The 21298-nt window shown below is 37.1% G+C and carries 13 protein-coding genes; 3 read left to right on the top strand and 10 right to left on the bottom strand.

The window, feature by feature from the left end:
* Positions 1 to 18: 18 nt before the first annotated feature.
* The 8 genes from AC3ITD_RS19110 to AC3ITD_RS19075 all read right to left on the bottom strand — a co-directional run bounded on the left by AC3ITD_RS19110 (position 19) and on the right by AC3ITD_RS19075 (position 13948).
* Entirely contained in the window at positions 19 to 1476 is a 1458-nt protein-coding gene (locus AC3ITD_RS19110) for a RagB/SusD family nutrient uptake outer membrane protein (protein WP_489362162.1), read from the bottom strand.
* A gap of 10 nt (positions 1477 to 1486) precedes the next feature.
* Positions 1487 to 4588: a SusC/RagA family TonB-linked outer membrane protein gene (locus AC3ITD_RS19105; protein WP_489362160.1), complete on the bottom strand. Its 3102-nt coding sequence runs from the start codon at positions 4586 to 4588 to the stop codon at positions 1487 to 1489.
* Between the two features lie 294 nt (positions 4589 to 4882).
* Positions 4883 to 5749: a helix-turn-helix transcriptional regulator gene (locus tag AC3ITD_RS19100; RefSeq protein ID WP_489362158.1), complete on the bottom strand. Its 867-nt coding sequence runs from the start codon at positions 5747 to 5749 to the stop codon at positions 4883 to 4885.
* A 10-nt stretch (positions 5750 to 5759) separates the two neighbouring features.
* Positions 5760 to 6125, bottom strand: coding sequence for a VOC family protein (locus AC3ITD_RS19095; protein ID WP_489362156.1), 366 nt, complete (start codon positions 6123 to 6125; stop codon positions 5760 to 5762).
* A 194-nt stretch (positions 6126 to 6319) separates the two neighbouring features.
* Positions 6320 to 6946 (bottom strand): response regulator, encoded by a 627-nt coding sequence (locus tag AC3ITD_RS19090; protein WP_489362154.1) that lies wholly within the window; start codon positions 6944 to 6946, stop codon positions 6320 to 6322.
* Between the two features lie 36 nt (positions 6947 to 6982).
* Positions 6983 to 9958: a ligand-binding sensor domain-containing protein gene (locus tag AC3ITD_RS19085; RefSeq protein ID WP_489362152.1), complete on the bottom strand. Its 2976-nt coding sequence runs from the start codon at positions 9956 to 9958 to the stop codon at positions 6983 to 6985.
* On the bottom strand, positions 9955 to 12324 hold the full coding sequence (locus AC3ITD_RS19080) for a phosphocholine-specific phospholipase C (protein ID WP_489362150.1): 2370 nt from the start codon (positions 12322 to 12324) through the stop codon (positions 9955 to 9957). Before AC3ITD_RS19080 ends, AC3ITD_RS19085 begins: the two co-directional genes overlap by 4 nt.
* Positions 12325 to 12445: 121 nt before the next feature.
* Complete coding sequence (locus AC3ITD_RS19075) at positions 12446 to 13948, bottom strand: glycerophosphodiester phosphodiesterase family protein (protein WP_489362148.1); 1503 nt, start codon at positions 13946 to 13948, stop codon at positions 12446 to 12448.
* 432 nt (positions 13949 to 14380) lie between these two features.
* Here AC3ITD_RS19075 and AC3ITD_RS19070 point away from each other — a divergent pair, with 432 nt between their 5' ends.
* Together AC3ITD_RS19070 and ybeY are read left to right on the top strand one after the other, a co-directional pair.
* Positions 14381 to 17698 carry a DUF4175 family protein gene (locus AC3ITD_RS19070; protein ID WP_489362146.1) on the top strand — a complete coding sequence of 1106 codons (3318 nt, stop codon included), beginning with the start codon at positions 14381 to 14383 and terminating at the stop codon, positions 17696 to 17698.
* Positions 17699 to 17841: 143 nt separating this feature from the next.
* Positions 17842 to 18279, top strand: a complete 438-nt coding sequence (ybeY, locus tag AC3ITD_RS19065; RefSeq protein ID WP_265797206.1) for an rRNA maturation RNase YbeY — start codon at positions 17842 to 17844, stop codon at positions 18277 to 18279.
* On the opposite strand, the gene AC3ITD_RS19060 is transcribed toward ybeY, so the two are convergent.
* Together AC3ITD_RS19060 and AC3ITD_RS19055 are read right to left on the bottom strand one after the other, a co-directional pair.
* Positions 18266 to 18514 (bottom strand): hypothetical protein, encoded by a 249-nt coding sequence (locus AC3ITD_RS19060; protein WP_489362144.1) that lies wholly within the window; start codon positions 18512 to 18514, stop codon positions 18266 to 18268. The two genes, ybeY and AC3ITD_RS19060, sit on opposite strands and share 14 nt — an antisense overlap.
* An 89-nt stretch (positions 18515 to 18603) precedes the next feature.
* Positions 18604 to 18762, bottom strand: coding sequence for a hypothetical protein (locus AC3ITD_RS19055; protein ID WP_489362142.1), 159 nt, complete (start codon positions 18760 to 18762; stop codon positions 18604 to 18606).
* 672 nt (positions 18763 to 19434) lie between these two features.
* On the opposite strand from AC3ITD_RS19055, the gene AC3ITD_RS19050 reads away from it, so the two are divergent.
* Positions 19435 to 21297: an ABC-F family ATP-binding cassette domain-containing protein gene (locus AC3ITD_RS19050; RefSeq protein WP_489362140.1), complete on the top strand. Its 1863-nt coding sequence runs from the start codon at positions 19435 to 19437 to the stop codon at positions 21295 to 21297.
* Position 21298: the final 1 nt, after the last annotated feature.

The following is a 21298-nucleotide window of genomic DNA, read 5'->3' as shown; positions in this document are numbered from 1 at the left end:
ACGAATGTTGTTCGTGACTCAATAGCCAGGATTTTGTTGAGGCTTTAATACCGGATTAGCATCTAACTCCAACTGCGGAATTGGAGATACCAATCGATTATCTCCCGATGGAAAATTTACGATTTTCCAATGCGTAGTAGAACCAGTTCTATTTACGCCTTTGTTTGTACGCAATAAATCGAAAAACTTGTGTCCTTCGCCGTAAAGTTCTTTGTTGCGCTCGGCCAAAATTTCTTCAACAAATGCGTTGCCAGTATTTGCAGATACAGCAGTGGCCACACCAGCACGTTGTTGAACAGCTAATAAAGCTTGTTTTGCGGCTGTTTCGTTACCTAACCTGGCCTCTGCTTCTGCTTCTATCAGGTACATTTCTGCTGAGCGCATTAACACCTGGTTATTTGCATTGGTTGTTGTAAAATCAAATTTATTAATCAAGTAGCCTTCACCTCTTCTCCTATACGCAGCGGTGGTAGCGGCAGCGGTTGGGCTACTTTTTACAAGGAACTGTTTTTTACGCTCATCATTTGCGGCAAATGAATTGAAAAATTCGTCAGTTACCCTAAAGCTCGAATAACCAACGTCGTAAGGATCGTAAAATGAGGATACTGCCAAGAACCCCTGATTATCATCAGTTCTCACATTAATGGCATAAATCCACTCCGAGGTTGGGTTGTTAAATCCAGTCAATAATGCCGCAGCAGTACTCATAGGTTTTGCAGCACGAGCCAATTTTGCATACCTGCTCGCTTCCGCCCAATTACCCATATTCAAATAAATCCTGGCCAAAATACCCTGAATTGCCGGTACGCTCAATCTATAAATACTTGTTCTACCTGTCGTTGGTAAATTAGTTTCGGCATATTTCAAATCCTCAATCATAAAAGCATATACATCTTTCACTTTATCACGGGATGGCGATGCTTCACTCGGGCCCAATGGTTTTCTTAAAATAGGTACACCCAGTGCTTCCGGGTTTACACTGTAGGGTTGCGCAAACCAACGTACCAGCCAAAAATAAGTGTAAGCTCTCAAAGCTCTTGCTTCTGCAAGGTATTCCGTTTTTAAAGCATCACTAATTGGTGATGCGGGAATATTCTCTACAAACTGGTTGGCATTTGAAACCACTTTGTAACTGTATTGCCACCAGGCATATACGTCAGAATTGTTTATTGTTTCTATAAACTGATATTGACTTACGAACCTACTGTAGTTTCCTGAACCACTAACCACCATAACATCGTTACCTTTAACATCGGCACTTAAAATCATGTTGTTTGTATAGCCAGAAAAAGTGGTTAAATCATAAATACCGGTCATGGCAGCCTGTATTTTTGCTTGTGAAGAAAACGCATCCTTCGCATTGATTTGCTGTGTTGGGGTAACTTCTAAAAACTCTTTTTTACACGATGTTGCGCCAACCAAGAGGAGCATGACACCAGTGTAAATTGCGGTTTTATATGTTTTTGAATTTCTCATTATTAATCAATTAAAAAGTAACATTTAGACCAAGCGTAAACGTTTTGACATTCGGAATATCGTTATCGGTTAAACCTGTAATTGCCGATTCTGGATCCATTCCTTTGTGTTTAGCTATTGTGAATGGATTTTCTGCCATCGCATACAGTCTAACATTTGATAAGTGTAAGGTTTCTAACCAGTCTTTTTTTACCGAATAACCTAAGCCGATGTTTTTGATTCTCATATACGAACCATCATATAAGAAACGAGTAGATTGACTGTTGCCCAAATCCGTATTGTTAATTACGAAACGAGGTACATCAGTAATATCGCCTGGTTTTTGCCATTGGTTATAAGTATCAACCGATAATTGTTTACCCACCGAAGCACCACTATGCATTAAGTTTCCATAGAGTGTATCGTAGATTTTTCCTCCCGTAGAGAAATAAGTAAATACGCTTAAATCGAACTGTTTGTATCTGAAAGTGTTATTAAACCCGCCGGTAAATTTTGGTAAAGAAGAACCAAAACCATCGTATCGGGTTGCTGTAGACCAGTTTTTGGTAGTAACTTTATTTCCAGTTGCAGGATCGTCCATGTACCACATCGGTCTGCCATCTGCCGGATCTACCCCTGCATAATCCCGTAAATACCATTGATATCTGTCTTCGCCCACTTTCCATCTTTTTGTACCATCAATAACCTCATTTTGAGTCATGCTATTAATTTTGTTTTTGTTCGATGTAATGTTGAAGGATATATTCCAATCAAAATCTTCGGTTTTAACCGGATTTCCATTTAACAATACCTCTACACCATAATTATCCATAGATGCAAGATTAGTTGATAGACCATCGAAACCAGTTAAACGGGTTAACGGCTGATCGAACAACAAGCCCTTCGATCCTCTTTTGTAATAGGAAACTTCTCCACTTAATTTTCCTTTGAACAATGCAAACTCCAAACCTACATCAACAGTTGTGTTTTGCTCCCATTGTAAATTTGGATTTTCTAATTGAACATAGTTGATACCTGATTGACCTTCATAGTTTTTGCCCAATCCGTAAAGGCCTTGTGCAGCGTAACGTTCAATTCTATCGTTACCCGAAGTACCATAACTTGCTCTCAATTTCAATTCATCGATCCAGCTTACATCTTTCAAGAAATTTTCTTTGCCTATACGCCAAGCACCTCCAAATGAGTAGAATGTTCCGTATTTTTTATCGGTACCGAAAACCGAAGATCCATCCCGTCTCAAACTTCCCGACAAGTAATATTTTGTATTGTAGTTATATTCTAATCGAGAGAAATAAGATGATAATCTTTTTTGAGTATAATAGGATTGAGTTGCATTAGGCGTTGATGCTGCAATTAACTCATCCGTTCCCGGGAAAGGAAATCCTGTAGCTTGCGCATAAATATAATCTTGTTTAGTACGGTAAGCTTCCTGACCTAACAAAACGTTAAAGCTGTGCTGATTAAATGTTTTGGCATAGGTTAACGTATTTTGAAAAGTTAAAGTAATATCTTCTCTCGTATAACGGTATGCTCTTCCTTTAACACTAACTCCATCGCCATGTTCCATATTGTAGAACTGACGTTCGCGGTTGTTGATGTAATCCACCGCAAGCATACTTTTAGCTGTAAAATCTGTTAAGAATTTAACTTCAGCAAAAGGGCTTGATATTACTCTTGAAGTTTTAGTGTTGTATTCGTTTAGCTTGGATAAACCAACCGGGTTAAAATCTGGAGTAACAGGATTTATATAACTGTAAACTGGGTTTCCGCTTGCATCTATCACCACATTTCCATTTGTATCTCTTACATATAACGGATAAATATTTGCGGTTTGATCGGCAAAGTTTACAGGATTGTCAGACCCCGTGCTTCCTGCTGGCGTATTTTGTTCGGTGCGAGACAAGCTGTTATTGATACCTATTTTCAAGAAATCAGTAATTTCGGTATTGATGTTAAATTTGCTCGAGTAACGGTTAAAATCTGAACGGATTACAATACCATTTTGCTCAAAGTATCCACCAGAAATAAAGAACTTAGTTTTTTCATTACCACCGCTTGCCGATAAATCGATGTTTTTGGTAACGCCTCTACGTAAAACTTCGTTGCGCCAATCTGTATCATAAAGTAATGATGCGCCGTTGGCCAAAACACCATTTGCTGCATAAGGGTTTGCAGTATTGTATGGATTAACTACTAATTTGCCATTGGTTAGTCCATTTGCTGCCGTAGCCGCCGCATCAGGCGATAAGCCTGCGGCTAAACGTTGTGCGTAATAAATATCCCAATAACTTTTATAGTATTGCGTCGCATCCATTACTTCGTGTTTATCAACCGCCTGGTAAGAATAACCGGTATAAGAGTTTAAACTAAGTTTGGTTTGGCCGGCTTTACCTTGTTTAGTGGTAATTAACACTACACCATTTGCCGCCCTTGAACCGTAAATAGCTGCCGCAGTAGCATCTTTTAAAACCGTTACCGAAGCAATATCGTTTGGATTGAGTGATGAAAGTACATCTGATGATTGCGCAACCGAACTCAAATCGCCATTGGTAATAGCAATACCATCCACCACATATAATGGCGTACTTGATGCTGAAAACGACCCTACACCACGAATACGCACTGTAGATGTTGCTCCTGGCTGACCAGAAACACTGGTAACCTGCACACCTGCCGCAGCTCCCTGAAGCGCTTTTTCGAAAGATGATACTGGACGATCTTCAAGGATATCGCCGTCAATCCTTGCCGCAGAACCCGTAAAATTTTCCTTTTTAACGGTTCCGTAACCAATTACCATTACATCCTGTAAATCATTGGCCGATGAAACCAAACGGATATTTAGGTTAGTACCCGTTATTTTTACTTCTTGCGTCTGATAGCCAATGTAGCTGATTACCAGCGTTTGAGCATCAGCAGGTGCCGAAATACTAAAAGTTCCATCTCCAATAGTTTGTGTTACCAATGTAGAACCTTTTATTTTTATTGATACTCCCGGTAGCGGCAAGCCATCATCGGCATCAACTACCTTTCCGGTTATCGTTTTATTCTGTGCCAAAGCATTAAAATAAGACATCACCGTTATCACTAAAATTAATAGTAATTTTTGTTTCATGTTCTTAATTGAAATAGTTAGTAAATAATTAGTTTTTTAGTTTGTTGCTGATACGCATGAGACCAATCAAAACGCAAATTACACATGGTTGTAAAACTAAAATGTGCTAAAAACACCAATTTTGGTTTGGGAAACGGAATAACACAAAAAAGCAAACCCCAATCCTGGCAGTTTGCTTCTTTAATCATTATTAACCTAAACAGGAAAAAACTTCTACAAAAATTTGTCCTGAAAGAACTTCAAAAATAGTTTACTATATATTTTTAAAATATGCAGAAATCACTATTTAAATATTTAATTCAACCTACTTTTCTTGTATTTCAAAGGCGTAATGTTAAAGGTATTTTTGAATAATCGGATAAAGGAGCTTGGGCACTCAAACCCAACCAAGCCAACGATTTCATTCAGTGAATAAGGCGTGGTTTGCAATAAGTTTTTGGCTCTATTTAACCTCATTTGCATTAAAAACTGATAGGGGCTAATTTCATAAGCTTCCTTAAAAGTCCGCAACAAATGGTTAACCGATAAACAAGCATAGTCTGCGATGTTTTCTAGCGTAATGTTCTGGTTATAATTGCTGCTGATGTACTCTTTTGCCAGCGTTAACCTTTTCAATACCTCTTCTTTTGTTTTCGTTTTAATAAAAGAAAGCCGATCCATTTTTTGAATTACTTCTTTATCGTATATTTTGTAATAGTTTAATAAGCAATGATACATGTATTCATTAATTAACATTTCGTTGTTAATGCCATTATCTATCTGGCCTTTTAAATGAAGAATGTTATAGCGCATATCACCAGAGAATGGGTAAAGCGATTCTAAAAATACAGGCTCAATGTTAGTTTGCTTTCCATCGAGCAAGAAATCACTAGTGTTGGAAATCGAGTTGTAAAAATCATTAATGAAGGTTTTTCCAAAGGAAACAGAAAAAGTATCTACCGGGGTAATGGAATCTATTCGACTACTAAAACTGCTTCCCTCGTTTAAAACAGCAAAACTATCGGGATAAATACTCAACTTACGGTTGTTTATTTCACAATCTTCAGTGCCACTGAAAACAAACTTTATCATATAATCGCTACTTTGCTGCTCATACACCGATTCGCAAGTGTGCTCCGTTACGATTTTATTTTTGTTACTCAGTTCTTTAACGTATTTCATGTCGGTACAGTTAATCTTCGGAGTATTGTCTTTCCTCCAAAATGGTGTATTCGTTTCCTGATGGATCTGAAAACATTGCGCTTAAACCTTCATTCAAATAAATTGGCATACGAGTGAACGTCACGCCATTGGCTCTTAATCTGCAATAATCTTCAAGCAAATCTGGTGTATTGAGGGTTACTTTCCTTGTTTGATGTTCGTGTTTTTTCTCAGAGAGAAAAATCATCGTGGTGTCATCTGGTTTTACTAGAATACATTTTTCTTTTTCTGATAAAAAAGCAGGCTCGGTGTTCATACCCAAACGATTTTGAAAGAAATCATTTGCTTCCTTAAGTTGGGCTACTTGCACATAGAAAAACTTAGAAGAGGGGTTCATAAATGTTATTAAGTTTGATGATGTAAAATTAAACCGAAAATGAACCGGAAGAACCACCCAAAAAGGGTGGTTTTCGCATTATTTTTCCTAAAAGATTTACTAGAGGTGGCAATTTTTCTAAAATTAGAAATTACAGTGGTTAAATAAACATAGCTATACAGGATACATCCAGCTAAATTTAATCGATAAAAAGTTTAAATAAACCTCTTTTCTTTCGCCGTTTTTATAGCCTCCGCTTTTGAATTTACATCCAATTTGATGTAAATATTTTTTACATGACTTCTTACGGTTTCTTGATCAATAAACAAATCTGTAGCAATTTGCGATTTGGTTTGTCCGTTTGCAATGCGGTCCAAAATTTCGGTTTCGCGTTTGGTTAGGGGCGAATTCAAATTCTTCTGAAAAGAGTGCATCACGATTCTGGCTACGTTTGTACTCATTGCACCCCCGCCTGTACTTACCTCACGTACTGCATCGATAATTTTTGCAGAGGTTGAATTTTTAGTCAGATAGCCGCCTGCGCCCATGGTTAATGCTTCGAAAACCAACTCTGGCGAATCGAAAACAGTTAAAATAACAATGTGAGTTTGAGGCAACATTTTTTTTATGAACGGTAAAGCTTGCAAGCCGTTCGTTCCTGGCATTTGGATATCAAGTAATATCACCTCCGGATGATCCTGCTCCAACTGTTTCTTCGCTAAATCGTATGAGGCATAGGAATTTACCACTGTAAAATCGGTTACATCAGAAAGCAAAGATTCATATCCTATTCGGAGAATATCATCATCTTCAATTAAAACGATCCTTAAATTTGTGCTCATTAATGGGATTTTTTTATTGTTTAGACACGCTTTTGCTCAATTTGTGACAAAAATTTTGGTGGAAATCGTTGTGGTTGTTCCTTTTCCTTTACCAGAAGTGATTTGAAACATAGATTTGATCCGTTTACATCGGGTTTGAATATTTTTGAGTCCCCTCCCTTTTTCAACTATTTCCAAATCGAATCCATCTCCATCATCGGTAGTTAAAATATTAATGGTTCTATCTTCAGATTCTACAATTAACATAAGCACTTGGGTAGCGTTTGAGTGTTTTAAAACATTGTTTAACATCTCTTTAAATATTAAAGTGAGGTTGCGGTTAAACTCCATTGATAAATGCAGCTTTCTGTGTTTTTGCAATACGCCTTCCATCTTAAAATCTATTCCGGTATTCTGAAACAGATCTACACCAAAGTTTTTAATGTGTATCAAAATCTCATAAAGGTTATCGCTCTGCGGATCCAATGCCCATAAAATGTCTTTTGTGCCAGTATAAAGCAGGCCTGCGTTTTCTTTTATTAACCTAACAAGCTCTTTTTGTTCTGTATTTTCAGCAGCTACTTTTTTATCAAGAATTTCTGATAACACGTTAATTCTGGTAAGCTTATTACCAATATCATCATGAAAATCTTCGGCAGTTTGCTTGCGTATCTTTTCCTGCTCGTTCATTTTAATTCTTTCTAGCTGATATTTTTTTCTTTCTCTGGTTTTGAAAATCAAGTAGAATATAAACCAGATTAAAAAAATTATCACTAAAAAAGCAGCAGCCTTAAACCAAATGGTGTCGTAAAAAGGTGGTATAACGGTAAAATTAAACTGCTCAATATTCGATTGCTCTCCATTGGCAATAGCATATACCTGGAAAGTATAACTTCCAGGCCTGATGGTTGAATATTCAATTTCGGTGTTCGGAACAGGTTTACTGAAATCGTTATCAACCCCAACCAGCTTATAGCGGTACAAAACGCTTCCAGGATTAGTTAAAAAAATAGCTTTAAAACTAATGGATAAGTGATTTTGGCTATAGCTTAACCGATGGAACTTTTCCCTGCCCTTTATTAAATCAAGGCTTAAATCCTTCGATCTATCGGTTTTATGAAAAACATTAACCTGTCCAATGTGGATAAACGGACTTTCCCTACTCTGGGTGGATTGAGTTGTTTTGCACTGAACCAAACCCGTTATGGTGCCCACCAGGATATTATTCCGGTAATTAATTATAGCGTTTTGATTGCATTCAACAATCAGTGGATTTCCTTTTTCGACGCTGTAAGAATTGGTAGCTTGGTTAAAATTTAACTTATTGATACCCCTGCCTGTGCCTGCCCACAAATTATTTTCATTATCAATGGCCAAGCTGTAAATGTCGTTAGAGTTTAATCCGTTAACGGCCGCATAACGCTTTACTTCCTTAGTTTTGTTATTCCAGGTTACAATACCGTCGCCAAGCGTCGCAAAAACCAGATTATCGCCATGTTTGATAATATTTAAAACGAGAGCGTCTTTAAGCATACCTATCTGGAAAAATTTATCAACCTTCTTATTTTTAATTAAGGTAATTCCTGTTGATGTACCCAACAAAACGCTATCTGGAGTTAGCGCATACATACAAGATGAATAGCCACTAAAACCCGATACTTTTTCTAATTTTCCATCTTTCAAATAGGTCGATGTAATAGGTCCATTGATCCAAATACCGCCAACCTGATCTTCCACAATTGAGCTATTATCAAGTCTATCGGGCGGTAAAACCTGGTCGAATTTCTTTCCATCATATTTCCAAACACCATTACCGCTTGCCGAAATCCAAATATTTTTTGCTTTGTCGGCATACACGAAAAATATTTTTTTATCCTTAAAAGCTGGAAAATTTATTTTTTCAATATCATTTCCATTGTATTTGAACATGCCTTTATTGTATGTTCCGATCCACAGATTTTCATTTTTATCGGCAGCTAAACCACTAACTGGAAAAGCGAAATTCTGCCCTTTAAATTTATCATAACGGATATAAGCATCCCCTTCGTATTTATAAAATCCATCGCTAAAACAGGAAAGCCAGATATTGTTTTCAGCATCACTAAATATAGCATCAACCTGGTTATCGCTTAATCCATTATCGCCATTGAAACTAATTACCGAGCCATTCTTGGTCATCATGTACGCACCCCTTTCAGTTCCAATCCACATTTGGTTCCGGTTGTCCTGCGCAATAGCATAGTAATCGTTTATTCGTTTATCCTTAAAAAACCGGGATATTTTTCCAGCTGCTAAAACATAGATACCACCACGCTGTGTAAGCAGGTACATTTTGTTGGCAATTTGCCTATCAAACAAAATTTTTCTAATTGGGAATCTCTCTAATTCCGGGGGTAAGGATTGGGATAATGTCCAGTTTTTACTTTCTAGTTTATAGATACCTTCATCGTAAACAGCCGCATATAAACTACCGCTCCTATCAATATTTATAGCTGTTACAGCTTTATTTGCAATGGAATAAAAAACTAGTTTACCATCTTCAATGCGAAAGAGCCTTTCTCTTGATAGACCCCAAATTCTACCTCTTTTATCTTTAATAAGGCTGGAAACGCCTTCGCCTTTAAAAATGCTTGCTATTTTCCCTTTCTTAAGTGTATTAATGCCAGCTTCGGTACCGAAATACATTTGGCCATTATCGTCTTCAACAATACTACCAACCGAGTTTGAATTTAAGCCTTCGGCTTTGCTGTAAGAGGTAAAATTTTTGCCGTCGAAATTGCTTACGCCGCCATAGGTACCGAGCCAAAGTTTTCTGTCTTTGGCCTGGTAAAAGGCCATAACCTGCGATTGCGGCAAGCCATCTTTTAAATTATAATTGGTAAAATTATAGCTTTGGGCCGCCACCTTCAGGCCGATGAAAAGAAGGAAAGGAAGTATATATTTTATCTTTTTGATAAACAGATTGCCGCACATATAAACAAAATAAATATAATTCCTTTCCAAAACTATCACCCGAAATGGGGGATATTTCATGCATTACCCATATAAGGATCACTCGTAGTAAGTTCACCTGTTTCTATTTTTCCTGCATAACGATGTTTAAAAATTGAATTGCCGGCCTTTACAATACTGAAATCATACCAGTTACCATTTTTTGCAAGAATAGATAGCAAGTTTGTTGTGGCTTTTGGCTGGAGTAAAACCGTTCTGGTTGCCGACTTGTATTTGTTATCGACAATTTGAATGCTTATTAGGCTCGAACTTTTATTTTCAATAGAGAAAATCAAATTGCCGGTTAGCTTTTTGCTCACCAGCCCACTTTGTTCAGGCATTGCCTTTATTAATATCTGCGGATTTTGATTATTTCCCATAAAGTGCCTGTAAAAACCATTCGGGCCAGTAATTCGGAAATCGTAAATACCATTATCAAAGTCTTCAATATTAATTTTTTCTGATAACTTATCGCCAGCTTTAACGGCGTAAGCCCACACTTTGCCCTTAACACCTTTAAAACTTTCTGTAGTAATCATCGTAAAAGGTACACCAACAGTTTCGGCTTCATTTCCAAAAAGCGGTTTTGCAGATTGGAAGGTGAGCTCTACCTCACTGTCAACCAAAGAAGCATCTACATTTATATAATAAGGTAAGGCGCAAGCAGGTTTTGTTCCCTGTTCTTGCTTTGGCGCATGTATAGAATTTTGGTTTGAAAAAGAATCGAACTTGTTGATTTTCGCAACCTCATTTTTGTTTAAAGCAGTTGGTCCAACCTGTGCAGGTTTATTTTTTGCATTACCAATATTTGCGACTACGGTTTCGCGATTTAATGGTTCTGGCGATTTAATTTCCTCTCCATTATATGGCCGAAAAGCCGACGTTAAGTCGCCACATATGTTTCTCCTCCAATCGCTAATGTTATTGCTTTTGATATTTTTCCCTGTCTTTTTACTTAACCACTTCTCCATAAACATTAAGGAAGAGGTATGATCAAAAACCTGCGAATTTACAAATCCACCTTTGCTCCAGGGTGAGGCAATAACCATGGGTACACGGTAGCCCAAGCCAATCGGACTGCCTTTTCTTCCCTCAAAATCCGTTGCATAATTTATCCCTTCAGATACCTTTCCGCTTGACTTGTCATCTGGGTTCGGCACAACGAATGGGGGTTGATGGTCAAAATAACCATCATTTTCATCATAGGTTAAAACGAAAATGGTTTTCTTCCACACTTCAGGGTTTTTGGTTAAAATATCTAGCGCTTCACTAACATACCAGGTGCCATAAAGCGGCGAACTCGTATGGTCGGAAAAACGCTGAGGTGCCACCAACCAAGAAACTGCCGGAAGTTTTCCGCTATCAACATCTTTTCTAAACTGATGAAAAATATCGCCTTTCGGAATATTTATCGTTTCAGATTCTCCTTCATCGTTAGTGAATGTGAATGGCGCTAAAGCTAAATAATCTTTCTCGCTAATGTTTGTTTGGAAAGCCTTATCAATCAGGTTTTTATCCCGCTGAGATAATTTAGCATATTTAGCTTGTACTTCTTCGGGAGTTAATGCTGGTGTAACTGTCTTATCGCCATTTTTTCTGAAATAAGCAGAAAGCTTAACATTGTGCCTTTTTATATATTCTACAGGATTATCGCCATAGTTGCCCAACCAATCATCAACCTCACCTTCCGGAAGTTTTGAAGTCCAAAGTTCATTTTGATAAATACGCCAATCAACACCATTATCTTCTAAAGTTTCCTGAAAGGTTGGCCAATCTACAAACACATTGTTCTGCGATTCCGCCTGGTCATTATTTACTATGGCCACACGATTGACACTCTTTTCTCCCCTAACTGTTCCTGTAAAAAAAAATAATCTATTGGGCGTTGTTCCTGTTAAGGATGAACAAAAATGTTGGTCGCAAACGGTAAATGCGTCAGCCAAAGCATAGTAAAAAGGGATATCATTTCTGTCGTAATACGATAATGTCATCGCCGATTTAACAGGAAACCACTTATCATAACGTCCTCCGTTTCGGGCTGCAACCTGATCGTTCCAGGAGTGAGGTAAACCGCCTTGCCATGTGATTTTAGTTTTATTGATATCTACATGAAAGGGCACATAAGTGTAACCCTGACCGTCCTTTTGCAGCCAGACTTTATTACCATCGGGCTGTATGTGTGGATGGGGATCATTAAAGCCGCGTACCCCTTTCATTTTACCAAACATGTGGTCGAAGGAACGGTTTTCCTGCATCAAAAACACGATGTGCTCGGCATCGTGAAAAGTACTACCAGGTTCGGCATTTATTGCCATAGCCTTTAATACCGAGCTGGGCAATGCATTAACCATACCCGTAGCCCCAGTGAAAAGCGCCGCCTTTTTTAAAAATTCTCTACGGGAGTCCATAAATTATACGATATCATTTTGATCCTTTCAAATTATAAATAAGTTGCGGTTCTGCTAGTAATGTCTTTTTATTGTTGCAAAAAACTTGTGAGGGGAATGCATGTGATTATTACTTAAAACGCTACTTCTGGTAAACCCTCACATAATCCAATTTCATGGTTGCTGGAAAAATAGCATCATCGACCCCATTTTTTCCTCCCCAGTTTCCACCTACAGCTAAATTCAAAATCACATGAAAGTTTTGATCAAATGGCCAATCGGCAGGGCCTTTACCTGTATTTTTGAAGGTTAAATATTTCTGATCATCTACAAAAAATTCAATTCTATCTTTAAACCATTCTACAGCATAAATATGGTAAGTGTTGTAAGGATTTATCTTTACGCCTTTGCCTACCTGGGTTTTAAGTACGTGATTAAATTTTTCAGTGTGTACAGTTCCATAAACACTATCGGGCTCATAACCTACATGTTCCATAATGTCTATTTCACCGCTTTTCGGCCAACCGCCGTATCTCCAATCTGTAGGAAGTGCCCAAATCGCCGGCCACAAACCCCTTCCTTTTGGCAACATTGCCCGTACTTCTACCCTGCCATATCTGAAATCAAATTTGTTTTTACTCACCAACCTGGCTGATGTGTATTTATTGCTTTCTTTATCAGCTTTAATCGCGGTGATGTTCAAACTTCCTTTAACATTTTTGGCGTTAGCAGTATCAGCTTCAGTATAGTATTGAAGCTCATTATTTCCCCAGCCCTTTCCACCAACATCATAACCCCAATTTTTACTTAGCGGCAAGCCTTTGTCCTCAAATTCATCTGCCCATTTTAACTTCCACCCCAATGTAACAGGTGCTTTTTTTATTTCTTCAAAAGTCAATTCTGGCTCGTTCGTAGTTATATAATCAACATTGTGCGCCAATAACCATTGCATTTCTGGCGCAGTGTTTACTGTCCAGGCATTTACTGTTAAGCCTAATTTGTGCGCATTTTCTATCCAGCCATCTTTTTGATAGATGCTATAATGGTAATCAACGCCAGTCAATTTGTCTGCCTTCATTTGTTCAGCGCTGACCTCCCCTCTCAGGTAAGCTACTTTTGCTTTTGGAAGAACTTCCAGAATGCGTTTGCAATAATCATAGTCGAAACTAATATATTCTGTCCAATCTAAAACCCCTACTTTTTTTACCATATCTATGCAGGCATTTGTAAGCTCAATACCTCGTTCTTTGCTAATTAGAGAAGGTTTTATTTCTAAAATTAATTTGGTTGTTTTTTGTTTCTTTCCTTCCTGGAGGTAAGCTTCTAACGTTGGAATTTTCTCGCCGTTGCTCATGGTTTTGGTTAATAATTCTTCGTAATTAACCTTCTCAATGGTCAAGCCTTGAAATTCAGCGTCGTGATTTACAACAAGCACTTTATCGGCGGTCATCCAAACATCGAATTCCGAACCATAACAACCTAACCTTACCGCTTCATTTAGGGATGCGATGGAGTTTTCGGGAAGTTTATTTTTTTTCCATGCGCCGCGATGTGCGATGACCTGATTTTTATTCCAGTTGAATTTTTGGGCAAAAGAGGTGGTAAAAATAAATACCATGCTTGTTAAAATAAGTGCTCGTTTCATATTTGGGGTGATTGTACAAAAAATCAAAAGTAGATTTTTTATTAGAATAGCAGTTTTAAATCTATGTAACCTTTGTATTAATTATCCAAGATAAATATTTTTAAATTAATCATGGCGCTTGCTGAAGCCGAACGGCAATGAATTCAATAGCGATTTGTATTTCATTGCAGACTGCTTTAGCTGCCTGTTTTTCAAGATGAGGCAATTGGGGCTTTAGCCAAAGCAACAAACTTTGTTAAATAAACCCGACCTGTCGCGAATCCCGATTTTTCACCGGGAGCAGCAAAAAGCGAGACTGAAAACCTCTATGAAACATTAAACATTGTTTTCCAAACCTTTATTCTATCTTTCAAATAAACAATTTGAAATAAACGCGTTAACGTAATAGGGTTTCTTTTAATTGATGCGAACAATTTTTACATTTACGTTGATATGGTAAGCAATAATTACAACGATTTGTTGAGGAAGATAGATGAGTTTATCCGTAAATTTTATTTAAACAAGATTTTACGTGGTACCATTTATGCAGCCGCAATATTACTCGGCTTATATTTGCTTGTTTTCTTGAGTCTATATTATCTAAACCCAACGGCAGGCTTAAAAACTTTTATTTTCTTCGCTTACTTGTTATTGGGCTTACTATTGATAGGTTTTCTGATTATAAAACCTCTGCTCTCGATGTTGAAATTAGGCAAACATCTGTCTCTCGATGAAGCTTCGGTAATTATTGGAAACCACTTTTCCGATATCAAGGATAAGCTTTTAAATACTTTACAACTTCATAAACTTTCTGAAAATTTGCCAGAAAATAATCAATTAATTATGGCGAGCATCGATCAGAAAATTCTGGACTTGAAACCCGTACCATTTTATACCGCCGTTCGGATAACCGATAATCGGAAATACTTGAAATACCTGTTCATTCCGCTTTCTATTATTCTATTAATTGCCCTAATTGCACCTGCCATTCTTCGCGAGGGAACTAATAGTTTCTTTAAATATGATGAATTCATCGCTCCCAAAGCACCTTTTAACTTCACTGTTCTTAACAAAAATCTAACTGTTACGCAGGGCGATGATGTAACGATAAATTTGAAATTGGCTGGTGATGAATTGCCAGCCGAAGTTTATGTAGAAGACGGAAAAAACACCTATAAATTGGTTAAGGAAACCATCAGCCAGTTTAGTTACAGCATCAAAAATATTCAGAGTGATAAAAAACTGATTTTCAAGGGTGGCGGATTTAGTTCTTCAGTTTTCACTGTGAGCGTTAAGCCTCGTCCGGAGTTATTGAATGCATCGGCAACTTTAAATTATCCATCTTACTTAGGCAAAAAACCGGAAGTGATTGTTAACGTTGGCGACATGCTTCTACCCGAAGGGACTCGTGTTACCTGGAGTTTCAAAACTGGGCAAAGCAACTCACTGCTATTTACACTAAATGGTAAGCAAATTGTGTTGAAGGTTGATGATGATGAATCAGCCTATAATGCTACGATCCGCAATAATTCAAAATATAGAATTAGCCCAAAAAATAATTTTGTAACACTCGCCGATTCTTTATCGCATCAAATTATGGTAATTAAAGACCAATCTCCAGCTATTCAGGTTGAGGAAAAGCCCGATTCAATTAGCAACAAAGCCATCTATTTCAGTGGACAGATTACGGATGACTATGGTTTTAGCAGATTGAGTTTTAGGTATAACATTAGGGAAAACAATAAGGTAATTAGTACCGTCAGCAAAAATATTCCCATCAAAACCAACATAACTGCAAATAGATTTTTCTTCTTCTGGGATTTAAAAGCGGCATTGGCAAAGCCTGGCCAGGAAATAGAATACTATCTTGAAGTCGCTGATAATGATGGTGTTAATGGTTCAAAAATTACCCGTTCAGAAATTAAAACATTTAAGCAGCCTACAAAAAAAGAAACTGCTGAGCAAGTAAGCGCTAACAGCCAGGCGCTTAAGCAAAAAATACAATCGGCTATTCGTTTAGCCAATACCATTGAAAAAGAGAGTAAAAAAGTTGCCGAAAGTTTAATCGATAAAAAGCAGATCTCATTTGAGGATAAAAAGCAAATAGAGGCTTTGCTGGATAAACAAAAACAACTGGATGAGGCAGTAAAACAGATAAAGGAGCAAAACGACAAAAATATTCAGCAGCAGGAAGACCAATTACAAACGCAAGAACTTTTAGAGAAGCAGAACCAGATTAAGGATTTGTTTGATCATGTATTGGATGAAAAAACAAAGGAACTTCTGCAGAAGCTTCAAAACCTGATGAATGAGAAAAATAAAGACCAAACGCAAAATGAACTTTCAAAGATGCAATTGGATAATAAAACGCTCAAAAATGAACTCGATAGAATTTTAGAACTTTACAAACAGCTGGAATTTGAGCAAAACTTGCAAAACGACATCGATCGTTTAAATGAATTGGCTAAAGAGCAAACGGCACTGAGCAAGGAAACGGCTGATAAAAAGCAGAATAACGAATCGCTTAAACAAAAGCAGGATGCCTTGAATAAGGAAATGAAAGATTTAAAGGATGATTTGAAGAAACTGGAAGAAAAAAATAAGTCGTTAGAAAAACCTAATCCCTTCGAAAACCCTGAAAAGGAGTTGCAGGATATTGAAAAAGATCAACAAGATAGTAAGGATGCGCTAGATAAAAAAGATTCGAAAGGCGCTAGTCAAAAGCAACAAAAAGCTGGTGAGCAGATGGAAAAACTTTCGAAAAAAATGGGAGAAATGCAGCAGCAAGGTGAGGAAATGGAAAACAACCTGAATGCGAAAGAGTTACGTAAGCTCCTTGAAAACTTGCTGAATACTTCTTTTGAGCAGGAAAAGGTGATGTTAACGTTAAAAAAAACCACTTCAGCTGATCCATCCTATATTGGGAACGTTCAAAAGCAACGCAATATTAAAGATAACCTTAAAACGATTGCCGATAGTTTGTACGCTCTGAGTAAACGTGTTCCTCAAATTGAATCAACAGTGAACGAGGAGATGAATAAGATTAATTTCAATCTCGATAAAAGTTTGGAAAGTCTTGGCGAGCGAAGAACGCCAGAGGCCAATCGCTATCAGCAGTTTACCATGACATCAATTAATAATTTGAGTTTGATGTTGAGTGAGGCTTTGAATCAATTGCAAAACATGCAAAAAAACGCTAAGCCTGGAAGTGGCAAAAAACAGAAACAAGGTATGAAGCAGCTCTCACAAATGCAGGAGCAGCTTAATAAAAGTATGCAAAAGGCTCGTGAGCAGATGCAGAAATCTGGTGGCAACCAAGGCAAGGTGGGCAAAGGAGAAATGAGTCAGGAGTTTGGAAAAATGGCACAGCAACAGCAAATGATTCGCCAGGCTTTGGAAAAAATCAACCGTGAAGAAAATAAAAACGGTTCGGGCAAAATGGGCAACCTTAATGAGGCCATTAAAGAAATGAAACAAACAGAAAGCGACTTGGTGAATAAGCGTTTACAGCAAGAAACCTTAAATCGACAGAAAGAGTTGTTAACCAAGCTTTTGGAGGCAGAAAAAGCAGAACGCGACCAGGAAGAGGATTCAAAACGAGAGAGTAAAGCAGCGAAGGAATTTCCACCATCTTACCAAAAAATGCTAGATGACTTTAAAAAGCAACAACAAAATGGAAACGATATGTTACAGAAATTGCCTCCCAGTTTGAATTATTATTATAAAAATAAAATCGCCGAATATTTAAAATCTTTGAATATGGTGAGGTAGGATAAATCAATTCCTCATGTTGAATTCATTTCAGTATCGAAAGTAGAAAGACCCTGAAATGAATTCCATATGAGGACCTCATGCATAACGCCTACTCATCCCTAATTTTTATTTCTTAAATTTGCGGCTTTAAACATATCCACATGCCTGCAATTTCATTTTTTACAGAATCGGTTACTTACAATCTTCCTCAAAAACTTAAGGTTAAGAAATGGATTAAAGCAACGATTGAAAAGGAGGGCTTTAGATTACAAGAACTCAATTTCATTTTCTGCAGCGATGAATATTTGCTGGGTATTAATCAACAGTATTTAAATCACGACACTTACACTGATATTATTACTTTCGACAACTCTGATGAGGAAAAGTTGATTGTCAGTGATATTTTCATCAGCATTGAACGTGTAAAAGAAAATGCAAAAACTTTCAAAATAACAGAATTTGATGAAGTTTGCCGCATCATGATCCATGGAACTTTGCACTTACTGGGCTACAAAGACAAGGGTAAAGCAGCAAAAACTCTAATGACGCAAAAAGAAAATGAATATTTAAGTTTCAGAGTAGATTTCAATTTTCTGTAAATAAAAATACCAAAGGAGAATCACTTTTTTCTACCAGGATTTTGGCAGGGTTTACTTCATATTTATTGATGCTAACTCCTATACAATCCACGCCCCATGATTTACCTTTCCAGGCTCTTGATGTAACCTTGTAATAGCCCGAACTTGCATCTTCTGTTAGATACGGAAATATTGTCCACGACCATTTAACACCATTAAATACCAAACATTTTGTGGGTTGGGGTAGATCTACCATGTCCATCATTTGGTATGCTTTATCTTCAAACTTTGTAGCAGTGTAAATTTTATCAACTTGAGCATGTTGAAGATATGCCGTATCAAAGATTAGGTTTCTATATTCGATGATTTCAGCTTTATAATCTGGCCAACAACGGATTTACTAAGCACAAACTTGTAAACTTTATTCCCGTCTTCAGCATCGAAAGTTAGCGTATTATTTTTTAAATTTACTAGATGTGCCCTTCTTCCTTGAATGTTATCCATTGTGGCAAATACTTGGGCGCCATTTTTTACAAAATATAGTATTCTAAGGCTGTTGCTTTCATTAATTATTATGTAAAATAAACTCTTAAGAGCTCTTCGGGCTTTATAAATTTCGATGATCGGTTCATAATAGTTTTTGGTTTGTACAATTACCGAAAATTAGAATAAAAATAAACACCTACTGTTAGCTCATAAAAGAACCATGATCATGCTCTCCTTTTCTTGACAGCAACCATTTCAAATAATTTTGGTTCTGTTCGTCTGATAGTTAACAGTGTTGGTCGATAAATTAGCCATGCTGGTATATTTCTGGCTATTCAGCTGCAACAATACAATCATAACACGGTCTTATATTAAAATAACAGCTCAGGTTGTTGAATATAAAATATAAGATAAGGATTAATCCGTTCAAAAGATAAAGTTTAGTTTTAGTTAATGATTGAAGCAGCGGCGGAGCGATTCCAGTCGCTGTTTTCGTTTTTGAATTTCCTTTAGCAATACCCTGTTATGATCTCTGATTTAATTAGTTTGCAATTCTCCAGCTAATTACATATCAATATTTTGCCATTTTTGATCGATACTTAGCCGCTTTAAAACATCTATACAATCTACCAAATATTTTATCCTTACTTTTGCACTAATTTTCCTTTATAAAACCGAAATACAAAAAAATTGAGCACACTAATTGCGGCAGAAGGCTTAGGTCATGGTTATCATGATGAATGGCTATTTAAAAATTTAACACTTGGTATCAACTCTGGGCAGCGGGTAGCGTTAGTCGGAATTAACGGCGCTGGTAAGAGTACGCTTTTAAAATTATTAGCTGAAAGGTTCCCTCCGCTTGAAGGTAAGATTGTTAAAAATAAAGCAGTTAAAATCGGCTTTTTGGATCAAGAACCACAATTTACTGAAGGTTTCTCTATAAGTGACCATATATTTTCTTTGGAGAATAAACAGCAACAGCTGATCAAGGAGTATGAGGAATTAATTGAGGATCCAAATCCCGATGAGAAAACGCTTAATCGTTTGTATGAAGAACTGAGCGAACACAATGCCTGGGAATATGAACATGAAATAAAAACCATTTTGAATAGAATGGGGATTACTCATCTTCAACAAAAAATAGCTACACTTTCTGGAGGACAAAAGAAACGTTTAGCTTTAGCAAAGCTATTAATTGAAGATCCGGAAATTTTAGTATTGGATGAGCCTACCAATCATTTGGACATCGATACGATTGAATGGTTAGAAAAACTGCTAACAACAGGGCAAAAAACCATCCTCCTGGTTACACACGATAGGTACTTTTTAGATAATGTTTGTAATACTATAGTTGAATTAGATCGAGGAAAGATTTTTAATTATAATGGAAATTATGCTTACTATCTGGAAAAGAAATCAGAAAGAGAAGCGCTTGATGCCACTGTTCAACATAAGAACCAGCAGCTATTAAAGAAAGAATTAGAGTGGATGAGGCGCATGCCACAGGCTCGTGCAACGAAATCTAACGCCAGGATCAATGCTTTTTACGATCTGGAGGAAAAAACCAGGAAGAAGTCTGATAATCAGACTATTAACCTCCAAATGAAAATGTCTCGTCAGGGTGGTAAAATTATTGAGATCGGTCACATAGCAAAGTCTTTCGATGGTCGTCCAATTATTAATGATTTTAGCTACACTTTCAAAAAAGGAGATCGAATTGGTTTGGCAGGTAAAAACGGTACTGGCAAATCTACTCTATTAAATATTATTACTAGCCAACTAGCACCAGACGCAGGAACAGTTGACACTGGTGAAACGACAGTTTTTGGTTATTACAAACAAGGCGGTTTAACTTTCGATCCTAAAGAGAGGGTAATTGATATTGTGAAATCAGACGCCGAATATATTAAGATGGCTGATGGATCGGTAATTACTGCTTCTGCCCTACTAACACTTTTTCTTTTCCCGCCTAAGAAACAACATGGCATGGTGGAAAAATTAAGTGGTGGCGAGAAGAAGCGCTTGAATTTGATGAAGGTTCTAATGCAAAATCCTAACTTCTTAATTTTGGATGAGCCAACAAATGACCTGGATATTGATACGTTAAATGTCCTGGAAGAATTTCTAGAAAACTTCCCTGGCATTTTAATGCTAGTTTCTCATGATAGATACTTACTGGACAAGATGAGTGATCAGCTATTTATCATGGAAGGTGAAGGAGTAGTAAAAATATATAATGGTAATTATTCTGAGTACCGTTTAAGTTTAGAACAACCGAAAGTTAAAACCGAAGCCAAAAAAACTTTCACTCCTATAGCTGCTGAAGCTCCAATAAAAAGCGCAAAAAAATTAAGTTTTAAAGAACAAAAGGAACTTAATGAATGCGAAAAGGGAATGACAGATACCGAACAAAAGATAGCTAAACTATCTCAAAGTTTACTAAAAGTTGCTGCTTCCGATTATGTGAAGATTCAAGAAATTTCGGATGAGATTGAAAAGTTAAAGAATAAGCAGGATGATTATACAATGCGATGGTTAGAATTATCAGAATAAA

Source organism: Pedobacter sp. KH_004 (assembly GCF_057840755.1).
Note: the sequence above shows the minus strand (reverse complement) of the source record. Positions and strands in the feature narration are given on the sequence as shown.